Source organism: Lyngbya sp. CCY1209 (assembly GCF_035615495.1).
Classification (GTDB): Bacteria; Cyanobacteriota; Cyanobacteriia; order Cyanobacteriales; family Microcoleaceae; genus Limnospira.
This window is the reverse complement of record NZ_JAJENU010000175.1, coordinates 1-10174: the sequence shown is the minus strand read 5'-3', so window position 1 is coordinate 10174 and position 10174 is coordinate 1. Positions and strand designations below refer to the sequence as shown.

The window sequence follows — 10174 nt, the reverse complement described above, 5'->3', positions numbered from 1 at the left end:
CCGGGTTTCTATTGAGATCTCGGGGGGAAACCCAAGGTGCTTCTAGAAACCCGGTTTCTTTGTTGGGAGCGATCGCGCCTAGAAACCGGGTTTCTACTGAGATCTTTGTGGGGAAATTGAAGATGCTTCTAGAAACCCGGTTTCTTGTTTGGGAGCGATCGCCACCCGGAAGGGGTTATTATAAACAGTCACATCCACTACACTCGGATCAATCCAGATGGCACAGACTCTACTTTTCAATGCACTGCGTCAAGCCACCGACGAAGAGATGGCCCGCGACCCCTCCGTATTCGTGCTGGGGGAAGATGTCGGCCACTACGGGGGTTCCTACAAAGTGACCAAGGATCTGCACAAAAAATATGGCGACCTGCGGGTACTCGACACGCCGATCGCGGAAAATAGTTTCACGGGGATGGCTGTCGGCGCCGCCATGACCGGACTGCGGCCGATCATCGAAGGGATGAACATGGGATTCCTCCTCCTCGCCTTCAACCAGATCGCCAACAACGGCGGGATGCTCCGCTACACCTCCGGCGGCAACTTCAAAATGCCCCTGGTGATCCGGGGACCCGGCGGGGTGGGGCGGCAGTTGGGCGCCGAACACTCCCAGCGTCTGGAGTCCTATTTCCAAGCCGTCCCCGGGCTCAAAATCGTCGCCTGTTCCACCCCCTACAACGCCAAGGGATTGCTCAAATCGGCGATTCGGGATGACAACCCGGTGCTATTTTTCGAGCACGTCCTGCTTTATAACCTCAAAGAAGATATCCCGGACGAGGAATATGTGGTCCCCATCGACAAAGCCGAGATCGTGCGATCGGGGAAAGATGTCACGATCCTGACCTACTCCCGGATGCGGCACCACGTCATGCAGGCCGTCCCGGCGATGGTCAAACAGGGGTTCGATCCGGAAGTGATCGACCTGATTTCCCTCAAACCGCTGGATCTCGAAACCATCGGGGCGTCGATCCGCAAAACCCACCGGGTGATCATTGTCGAGGAATGTATGAAAACGGGGGGCATCGGAGCCGAACTGACAGCCTCCATCAACGATAACTTTTTCGACGAACTCGATGCCCCGGTGCTGCGACTCTCCTCCCAAGACATCCCCACCCCCTACAACGGGATGCTGGAACGGCTGACGATCGTGCAACCCGAGCAAATTCTGGAGGCCGTCCAGAATATGATGTCCGTCCGGGTTTAATTGGCCGATACCGTCTCGAATTGCGGGCGATCGCTCCCAAATCTCCCGCCACGCGGGGGATTTTTTGTGCGGCTCAAATGTTAGACTGGCTTTGATTGCAAACGGGTGTAGGCCTGTGGGCGTGTGGGGTGTGGGGAATAGAAACCGCCTTTTCATGAGGGTTTCCAGGTTTGTCATCCTCGCCCAAAATCAATCCACAAGCACTTGTCGCCCTGTCCCCGGCGGGTGCGATCGCCCGTTCCGTCTGTTCTCCAGTCCGCTCACCGACCTCAAATTTAGTATGCGAAGACAGCGTTCCCTCCTGATCTTGATCCTCATTCTGGTCATTGCCTCCGTCATCGTTTTGGTCAAAGTCCCCATCCGCCTGGGATTAGACCTGCGCGGCGGTTCCCAACTGACCATCCAGTTGCAGACCTCCGAGGAAGTCCCCCAAATTGACGAGCGGGTGCTCGAAGCCGTCCAGAGCGTCGTCGAGAACCGCGTCAACGGCCTGGGGGTGTCGGAAGCCGTGGTGCAGACGGTGGGGGACGACCAGATTTTGGTGCAGCTTCCCGGCGTCAGCGACCCGGAACAGGCCGAGCGCGTGTTGGGGGGGACGGCCCAGTTGGACTTTCGGGAACAGAAGCGGGGCACCGAGGGCCAGCTTCTGGCGGAGGTGCAGGTGAACCGAGTTTTGCAAGCGGAGGTGGAAGAAGCGATCGCCCAAGGGGAGGACGAGAAACTCGACGAACTCCTCCAACAACTCGAAGAGAGCAACGAGGCGATCGCTCAACTTTACCAAGATCCCGTCATCCGCGGCCAGCAACTCCAGGATTCCTTCCCCCAACCCACCCAGGGGAGCAACGGTTGGGAAATCGTGCTGCGCTTCAACAACGAGGGGGGCGACAACTTCGCCGAACTCACCAAGAATTTGGCCGGGACGGGGCGGACGATCGGGATCTTTCTGGATGAGAGCCTGCTGAGTTATCCGACGGTTTCGGTGGAATTTGCAGAAACCGGCATCACCGGGGGCAGCGCCGTGATTACGGGAAACTTCACCGCCGAAGAGGCTAACAACATCGCCGTGCAGTTGCGGGGGGGCGCCCTGCCGGTCCCCGTGGAAATCGTGGAGAACCGCACCGTCGGGGCGACCTTGGGGCGGGACAGCATCCGGCGCAGCGTCTACGCCGCCATCGGGGGTCTGATTTTGGTGCTGATCTTCATGGTGGCTTATTATCGACTACCGGGGGCGATCGCGGATATCGCTTTGGTGGTCTACGCTTTGCTGACGTTGGCGCTCTTCAACCTGCTCGGCGTCACCCTCACCCTGCCGGGGATCGCCGGATTTATCCTCAGCATCGGCATGGCGGTGGACGCGAACGTGCTGATTTTCGAGCGCACCCGGGAAGAATTGCGGGCCGGAAAGACCCTCTATCGCTCCGTGGAGTCGGGGTTTTACCGCGCCTTCGGCAGCATCCTGGATGGCAACGTCACCACCGGCATCGCCTGCGTCGCCCTGTTCTGGTTCGGGACCGGTCTGGTGAAGGGGTTCGCCCTCACCCTCGGTTTGGGGGTGGCCGTGAGTATGTTCACCGCCGTCACCTGCAGCCGCACCCTCATGTTTACAGCCATCAGTATGTCGGAGTTCCGCAAGCCCGACCTGTTTTGTCCCAATCTCCCCAAGGAGACTTAGTTTCCGCCCCCCTTGTCTCTATCCACAATCTCAGACTGACCTATGACCTTTAGCGTTACCAAACAGCGATCGCTCTGGTGGACGATTTCCGCCGCCGTCATCCTCGGCGGACTGGTGGCGATGGCGATTTCCTGGACCCGCCCCGACATCGGCGCCCCCCTGCGTCCGGGGTTGGATTTTGTCGGTGGAACCCGCCTCCAGTTGGAACTCGACTGTAGCGTTCCGGGAAATTGCGACGGGCCCATCGACATCGCCGAGGTGCGGGAGGTTTTGGTGGGGCAGAATTTGGGCAACAGTTCGGTGCAGTTGTTGGACAAAGATCCGATCGCCCGCGACCGCCAGATCGTCTCCGTCCGCACCCAAAGCCTGGACGTGGACGAACGCACCCGCCTCGAAGCGGCCCTGGAAGATGCGATCGGCCAGTTCGACCCCCAGGCTACCCAGATCGACACCGTGGGGCCGACCCTGGGCCGGCAAATTTTTACTTCCGGACTCACGGCCCTCTTGGTGGCCTTCGCCGCGATCACGGTTTACCTGACGATCCGCTTCCAGTTCGACTACGCCGTTTTCGCCTTCGTCGCCCTCTTCCACGATGTTTTCGTGACGATGGGCATCTTCTCGATTTTGGGGTTGACGTTGGGAGTGGAGGCGGACACATTATTTTTGGTCGCCCTCTTGACAATTATCGGATTTTCTGTTAATGACACGGTGGTAATCTACGATCGCATCCGGGAAATTTTGAAGCGGATGCCGGAGGCCCCCATCAACCGGATCGTCGATGACGCGGTGAATCAAACCCTGGCGCGATCGATCAACACCACCGTCACCACCCTGCTGCCCCTGGTGTGCATCTTCCTGTTCGGCGGGGAAACCCTCAAATATTTCGCCCTGGCTTTGATCGTCGGTTTCATCACCGGTTCCTACTCCAGTATCTTCGTCGCCAGCACCCTTTTGGCCTGGTGGCGGGAACGTCACCCCTCCAAAGCTACCCCCGTCGCCAAGGACAAACCCCAACCCGTCTCGGGCGAGGAATAGGAGATGACATTCCCATGTGGTATCCCGAATCGAACTCCGACGACCCCAGCCTGCCCGCCCAGATGCGGAAACTGCACGAATTGACCGTCTACTGCCGCTGGGCGGTCGTGGCCCTCCTGTGGCTGCTGGTGGCGCCGTTGAGCCTGTGGGGGATGCGATCGGACATCGTCCTATTGCTGGACTATTTCACCTGGGCCACGGTGCGCTACAGTTTATTTCACAACCGCCTGTGCGCGATCGGTCTGGGCCTGTGTCTCGGCATGACCGCCAGCACCCTCCTCTGGCAGAGTCGCAACATCTTGATCGGCTTCCCCCGCGACTACCGCCGACGCCTGGAAAAACAGGTCTTGCGAATTCGCAAACAAGGACCGAATCATCCCCTCTGGCGGTGGGTGATCGGGGAATAGGGTGTAGGGTGTAGGGTGTAGGGTGTAGGGAATGGGGAATGGGGAATGGGGAATAGGCAATAGGCAATTATTAATTGTTAATTATTAATTATTAATTATTAATTATGTTCGGACCTGATCCCAAAACGGCTTTGCTGTTGGCCAATCCCCACGCCCGCCAGGTGCAGCAGAAATTGCCGAAGGCGTTGCTTCAGTTGCAAATTTTGGGTTTGGAGATTATTCAGGAGTCGGTGCAAGATCCGGACGAGTTCCCGCCGCTGATCCGCAGCTATCGCGATCGCGTGGATCTGATCATCGTCGGGGGCGGGGACGGCACCCTGAATCGGGTGGTGGAGGGGTTGGTGGGGACGGACCTGCCCCTGGGGATTTTGCCCTTGGGGACGGCTAATGATCTAGCCCGGACTTTGGGGATTCCGCTTTCGCTTCCGGAGGCCTGCCAGACCATCGCGGTGGGACACCGACACCGGATCGATTTGGGGTGGGTGAACGGGAAGCATTTTTTCAACGTGGCGAGTCTGGGATTGAGCGTCAATATCACCCGCAAGTTGACCCGGGATGCCAAACGCCGGTGGGGTATTTTTGCTGATCTCATCACGGCCGTCAATGTGATTTTGACGCGGCGTCCGTTCAAGGCGGAGATCGGATTTGAGGGCCGGTGGAAGCGGGTGAAAACGTTACAAATTGCGATCGGAAATGGGCGGTTTTACGGCGGCGGGATGCGGATCGCCCACGACGCCACTATCGACGATCGCCGTCTGGATCTCTACAGCTTGGAAATTCAGCACTGGTGGCAAATTTTTACGGTTTTGCTGGCCCTGTGGACCGGGCGTCACCGCCGGGATTTGGGGACGCGGACGCTCTCGGGGACTGAATTTGAAGTGGTGACGGCCAAACCCTATCCCATCAACACGGACGGCGAAATTACTGCCCACACCCCCGCCCGGTTCCGGGTGATTCCGAAAGCGATCGAGGTGATCGTGCCGAGAAAGAAGGAATCGACCCGAAAGAAGAGATAATTGTGTATCGAACTTTACACTTTATGAGTTTTGTCAAGTTATGCTTCGCTTGATTAAGTAATTGATAATTCATGTGACATCTTGTGTGATTTGGTGTTTGACGGGGCGAATTTCGGTTATGGTTTAAAGTATAAAGAAAAAATAAAGGCAGCCTATCCATCCTGGACAATCCAGAAATGGCTGCGTAGTAAGAAACTCGTGGACTCCCAGCCTTTGGGAGCGATGATTAACCGATAAGGAGGTCTTATGACTCCCGCAATGCTCCGCCAACTTTGGTCTTTAGTTGAAACAACGCAACCCTCGCAGTTGGTCAGTCTGGACGACGATAGCCTCGTGCAGTGTTTGCTGAAGCGCTTGAAAACCGAATCCAGCATCAACGGCCAGGAAGTCGATCTGTTGAACGACTATATCAGTTCCCGACTGTCCCTGATTCGCGACCTGGCCGAAGCCCGCCTGACGGGGGAATCGATGGCATGATTGCGGTCTGTTTGCCGTATATTTTTTAACCGAATGGTACGAAGCCAAAAAATTGGGCGAGGGGGAAGTCGGTCGGAATTCGACTCGGCCGATCCGTTCCGCCAAGCTTCCTTTCGGCAGGCCAGTCGAGTCACCGTTATTCTGATAAAAGGGTCCGCCCACGCGATCGCCCCGGTCGTCGGGTCCTTATATCTTCCGGATAGAGCGATCGCATTTCAGATTGATATCTTTCGCAATTGAATTGTCGTTCTCTTGCACTCCCTTCCCTTGTCAAATGACCAGGTTGAGGTAAGCTTAGTAACATTTGAGGCATCCAAAGTTCAGACTTTGGTTGCTTGTCGTTCTTGACCAACCGATTCAAAGACAATTCAAAAATCATGCGTAAATGGGGTTTTATTTTACTGACGAGCATCCTGTCCGTCGCATCCCTCACCGCCTGCCAATCGGGAACTACGGGTTCCGATGAGGGGGGGGCGGGTTCGACGGGGGCGACTCAGAGTCGCCTCGATGTCGTCAAAAACCGGGGAACGCTCGTCTGCGGTGTCGATGGCGGCATTCCGGGTTTCAGCTTCGTGGACGAGACGGGCGAATATTCCGGCTTGGATGTCGATATTTGCAAGGCGGTGGCCGCGGCCCTGTTTGACGATCCCAACGCCGTGGAGTACCGCAACTTGGACTCCACCGAACGCTTCGAGGCCCTCAAAGCCGGCGAAGTGGATATGCTCTCCCGCAACACCACCTGGACCCTCAGCCGGGACACTTCGGTGGGGATGGAATTTGCCCCCACGACCTTTTACGACGGCCAGGGGATGATGGTGAGAGCCGACAGCGGCATCACCAGTTTGGAAGATTTTCAGGGTCGGGCCGTCTGCGTGGAAGCGGGGACGACCACCGAACTCAACCTGACCGACAACATGAGGAAACGGGGCGTGGATTTTGAAACCGTCACCTTCCAACAGGCGGACCCCGCCTACGCCGCCTACGCCGAAGGCCGCTGCGAGGGCATGACCTCCGACAAATCGCAACTGATTGCCCGCCGCAGCACCCTCCCGAACCCCGACGAACACATCCTCTTGGACGTCACCATGTCGAAAGAACCCCTCGGACCGGTGACGATCAACAATGACTCAGCCTGGTTCGATACCGTCAAGTGGGTGACGTTCGGCCTGATCGAAGCGGAGGAATTGGGCATCAACCAAGGTAACGTCGAAGAACTCGCCCAAACCAGCGAAGATCCCACGGTTCGCCGCTTTCTCGGTGTCGAAGGGGATTTGGGCGAAAGCATGGGGTTGAGCAACGATTTCGCCGCCCGGGCCGTCAAGCACGTCGGCAACTACGGCGAAATTTACGATCGCAACCTCGGCGAAGGCTCTCAATTCAACCTAGATCGCGGTCAAAATGACCTGTGGACTAACGGTGGTTTGCTCTACGCACCGCCGTTCCGTTAATTGCCACTGGAGAAGGGTGTAGGGTGTAGGGTGTAGGGTGTAGGGAAGGTGATGGATTGCCGATTCCCTATTCCCTAGGACCGATTCACTCTCACCCGAATCAGTGCGTAGGAAACGGGAATTTTTGACTTTTGACTTTTGACCGGGGCGGATTTGATTCCTCAAAAAGTCCCCTTCCGCCCACCACCCCACGAAAACCATGACAACGGACACCCATCAGCAGAAAATTCCCCTCTGGCGAGACGATCGCTTCTGGAAAATTGCCCTTCAGGTGCTCGTCGTCGCCATCTTGCTCGCCATTTTTACCTTGGGCGGCATCAACCTCACCCGCAACCTGCAACAGACGGGCAGCGAATTCGGCTTCGGCTTCCTCGATAGTACCGCCGGATTCGGTATCGGAGAAAGCTTGATCCCCTACACCCCCACCGACCCCTACGCCAGGGTTTTGCTGGCGGGGTTGGTCAACTCCCTGCGGGTGATGTTCTTCGGAATCATCCTCACCACTATTGTGGGCATCGTCGCCGGGGTTTCTTACTTTTCCAACAACTGGCTACTCCGTCAGATCGGTTTGGTTTATGTCGAGTTAGTGCGAAATACGCCTCTATTGCTGCAACTGCTATTTTGGTACGGCATTTTCCTGCAACTTCCCCAAGTCGAAAATCGCATCGGCGTCCTCGACTCCATTTTTCTGACCCAGCGGGGAATTTACATCCCCTGGCCGGCGAGTCCGGCGATCGGGTTTTGGCTGGCATTTTTGATAATTGAAGCGATCGCGGCATTTTTCGTGTGGAGGTGGCGGGTCAAGGTGATGGTCGAACGGGGACAGTCCGGCAAGCCCCAACTCGTCGCCCTCGCCGTCCTGGCAGTTGTGGCGGCGGCAGTTATTCTATTCGCCTTGGGCTGGCAACAACCCGCCCTGGAAGGCGCCGAAGATAACCCCGTCCTCCGGGGCGGTCTGCGGCTGACCATCGAATTTACCACCCTCCTCGTCGGCCTGGTCATCTACACCGGCGCCTACATCGCCGAAATCGTCCGAGCCGGCATTCAATCCGTCCCCAAAGGGCAGTGGGAAGCCGCCCGTTCCCTGGGTTTAAAACCCGGGCCGGTGATGCGTCTGGTGGTGTTTCCCCAGGCGATGCGCGTGATCATCCCCCCCCTCAACAGCCAATATCTGAATTTGGCGAAAAACTCCAGTTTGGCGATCGCCGTCGCCTACGCCGACCTTTACAACGTCGCCAACACCACCTTCAACCAAAGCGGACGGGCCGTCGAGGTGATGCTGATTATCATGGCGACCTACCTCACCATCGACCTGCTGATTTCCATCGCGATGAACTTCCTCAACCGCAGTGTCCAACTGCGGGAAAGATAAATGGGGAGTCGGGAGTCGGTATTAGGGAGTCGGGAAAGCGAATCGATTTTGTAATTCATAAAAATAACCATCACCGATGACCACAACTAATCCGCAACCGTCCAACTTCACCCGCGAACCTCCCGACGAATCGGGAGGCTTTATCGAATGGCTGCGTAAGAATTTATTCAATACCTGGTACAACGGCGTGGTCACGATCGCGATCGTCAGCTTCCTGCTGTGGATGGCCGCCGGTTTCCTCGTCTGGGCGAGAACCCAAGCCCAGTGGAGCGTCATTCCCGCCAACTTACCCCTGTTTCTCGCCGGCCGCTTCCCCAACGACCAGTATTGGCGATTGTGGGTGTTACTCGCCCTCATTGCCACTCTCTCCGGCATCACCTGGGGATTTTTAGCCCGACGGACGACAACCCTATTCAGCCAAAATATCGTCATCGGCATCACCATCATCACCCTGTTGATGCTGATCATTCCGACACCGATCATCTACCGACTCGGGGCGATCGGCATGGTCGCCCTCAACCTGTTCGGCGCCTGGGGGGGACGGCAGGTCGGGAGTATCAAACCGCTGCTGGGCAAGTGGTTGCCTTTCTCCTGGTTTGTATTGTTAATTGTCGCCGTCTGGCTGATCGGCGGCGGGTTGGGTCTGAAAGTCGTTTCCACCAACCTCTGGGGCGGCCTGATGCTCACCCTGCTGATGTCGGTGATCAGCATTTTGCTCTGTTTCCCCATCGGCGTTTTGCTGGCTTTGGGACGCCAAAGCCCCCTGCCGGTGATCCGCTGGCTGTCCGTCGCCTACATCGAACTGATCCGGGGACTGCCCTTAATTACAATTCTATTTATGGGGCAGATTTTGCTGCCGCTATTTCTGCCGGAAGGAATGCGCCCCGATCGCGTCCTGCGGGCGATCGTCGGCCTGACCCTGTTCAGTTCCGCCTACCTGGCGGAAAACGTCCGCGGCGGCTTGCAGGCGATTCCCCGAGGTCAATTCGATGCGGCGAAAGCTGTCGGATTAAATGCCCCGTTGACGCTGGGGTTGATTATCTTACCCCAGGCCTTGAAAATCTCGATTCCCTCTATTGTCGGACAGTTTATCAGCCTATTTCAGGATACGACTTTGTTGGCGATCGTCGGACTGGTGGAGTTGCTGGGCATTAGCCGTTCTATCCTGGCAAACCCCAAGTTTCTGGGGCGCTATTCGGAGGTTTACCTGTTTATCGGAGTTCTCTATTGGGTGTTCTGCTACTCGATGTCCCTGGCGAGCCGCAAGTTGGAAGAACAACTCAATACGGAGCATAAATAATAGGGTGTAGGGTCTAGGGTGTAGGGTTTTTTCCCTTCCGCCCGAACCTTACCGATAATTTGGGTCTTTGGATGCATTCCCAAGCTCTCCGTTGTCTTCCACCCGATTCAATATCCGCAGATTTGATATCACAAGCCGGGGGCGTCACGACCATCAAAATTGACCCGATCGCGATCGCTCCCTCCGCACCCCTGCACAAAATCCGCACTTTGTCAACCCCCCGGTTCGCGGGTCTGAGTTTCCCCG

At 56.9% G+C, this 10174-nt stretch carries 10 protein-coding genes; all 10 read left to right on the top strand.

The features are described 5' to 3' along the window. Positions 1–217 precede the first annotated feature (217 nt). The 10 genes from LKE08_RS02665 (at position 218) to LKE08_RS02620 (ending at position 9928) form a co-directional block, all read left to right on the top strand. The gene (locus LKE08_RS02665; protein WP_324702644.1) at positions 218–1201 is read left to right on the top strand and encodes an alpha-ketoacid dehydrogenase subunit beta; all 984 of its coding nucleotides are present in this window, start codon (positions 218–220) and stop codon (positions 1199–1201) included. 280 nt (positions 1202–1481) lie between these two features. Beyond that, on the top strand, positions 1482–2873 hold the full coding sequence (gene secD / locus LKE08_RS02660; protein ID WP_324702643.1) for a protein translocase subunit SecD: 1392 nt from the start codon (positions 1482–1484) through the stop codon (positions 2871–2873). A gap of 42 nt (positions 2874–2915) precedes the next feature. After that, positions 2916–3908 carry a protein translocase subunit SecF gene (gene secF, locus LKE08_RS02655; RefSeq protein ID WP_324702642.1) on the top strand — a complete coding sequence of 331 codons (993 nt, stop codon included), beginning with the start codon at positions 2916–2918 and terminating at the stop codon, positions 3906–3908. Positions 3909–3922: 14 nt separating this feature from the next. Next, the gene (locus tag LKE08_RS02650; protein WP_324702641.1) at positions 3923–4315 is read left to right on the top strand and encodes a hypothetical protein; all 393 of its coding nucleotides are present in this window, start codon (positions 3923–3925) and stop codon (positions 4313–4315) included. 104 nt (positions 4316–4419) lie between these two features. Next, a complete protein-coding gene (locus tag LKE08_RS02645; RefSeq protein ID WP_324702640.1) occupies positions 4420–5331 on the top strand; it encodes a lipid kinase in 912 nt (303 codons plus the stop codon). A 246-nt stretch (positions 5332–5577) separates the two neighbouring features. After that, positions 5578–5808, top strand: a complete 231-nt coding sequence (locus LKE08_RS02640) for a hypothetical protein (protein ID WP_324702639.1) — start codon at positions 5578–5580, stop codon at positions 5806–5808. Between the two features lie 33 nt (positions 5809–5841). Further along, positions 5842–6048 carry a hypothetical protein gene (locus tag LKE08_RS02635; protein ID WP_324702638.1) on the top strand — a complete coding sequence of 69 codons (207 nt, stop codon included), beginning with the start codon at positions 5842–5844 and terminating at the stop codon, positions 6046–6048. Between the two features lie 137 nt (positions 6049–6185). Further along, a complete protein-coding gene (locus LKE08_RS02630; RefSeq protein WP_324702637.1) occupies positions 6186–7256 on the top strand; it encodes an amino acid ABC transporter substrate-binding protein in 1071 nt (356 codons plus the stop codon). 199 nt (positions 7257–7455) lie between these two features. Further along, positions 7456–8628, top strand: a complete 1173-nt coding sequence (locus LKE08_RS02625; RefSeq protein WP_324702636.1) for an ABC transporter permease subunit — start codon at positions 7456–7458, stop codon at positions 8626–8628. A gap of 76 nt (positions 8629–8704) precedes the next feature. Next, a complete protein-coding gene (locus LKE08_RS02620) occupies positions 8705–9928 on the top strand; it encodes an amino acid ABC transporter permease (RefSeq protein ID WP_324702635.1) in 1224 nt (407 codons plus the stop codon). Positions 9929–10174: the final 246 nt, after the last annotated feature.

Excerpts from the sequence above, each read along its gene's own strand:
- LKE08_RS02665 (WP_324702644.1), top strand. The coding sequence starts at position 218 with ATGGCACAGACTCTACTTTTCAATGCACTGCGTCAAGCCACCGACGAA.
- secD (WP_324702643.1), top strand. The coding sequence starts at position 1,482 with ATGCGAAGACAGCGTTCCCTCCTGATCTTGATCCTCATTCTGGTCATT.
- secF (WP_324702642.1), top strand. The coding sequence starts at position 2,916 with ATGACCTTTAGCGTTACCAAACAGCGATCGCTCTGGTGGACGATTTCC.
- LKE08_RS02650 (WP_324702641.1), top strand. The coding sequence starts at position 3,923 with ATGTGGTATCCCGAATCGAACTCCGACGACCCCAGCCTGCCCGCCCAG.
- LKE08_RS02645 (WP_324702640.1), top strand. The coding sequence starts at position 4,420 with ATGTTCGGACCTGATCCCAAAACGGCTTTGCTGTTGGCCAATCCCCAC.
- LKE08_RS02640 (WP_324702639.1), top strand. The coding sequence starts at position 5,578 with ATGACTCCCGCAATGCTCCGCCAACTTTGGTCTTTAGTTGAAACAACG.
- LKE08_RS02635 (WP_324702638.1), top strand. The coding sequence starts at position 5,842 with ATGGTACGAAGCCAAAAAATTGGGCGAGGGGGAAGTCGGTCGGAATTC.
- LKE08_RS02630 (WP_324702637.1), top strand. The coding sequence starts at position 6,186 with ATGCGTAAATGGGGTTTTATTTTACTGACGAGCATCCTGTCCGTCGCA.
- LKE08_RS02625 (WP_324702636.1), top strand. The coding sequence starts at position 7,456 with ATGACAACGGACACCCATCAGCAGAAAATTCCCCTCTGGCGAGACGAT.
- LKE08_RS02620 (WP_324702635.1), top strand. The coding sequence starts at position 8,705 with ATGACCACAACTAATCCGCAACCGTCCAACTTCACCCGCGAACCTCCC.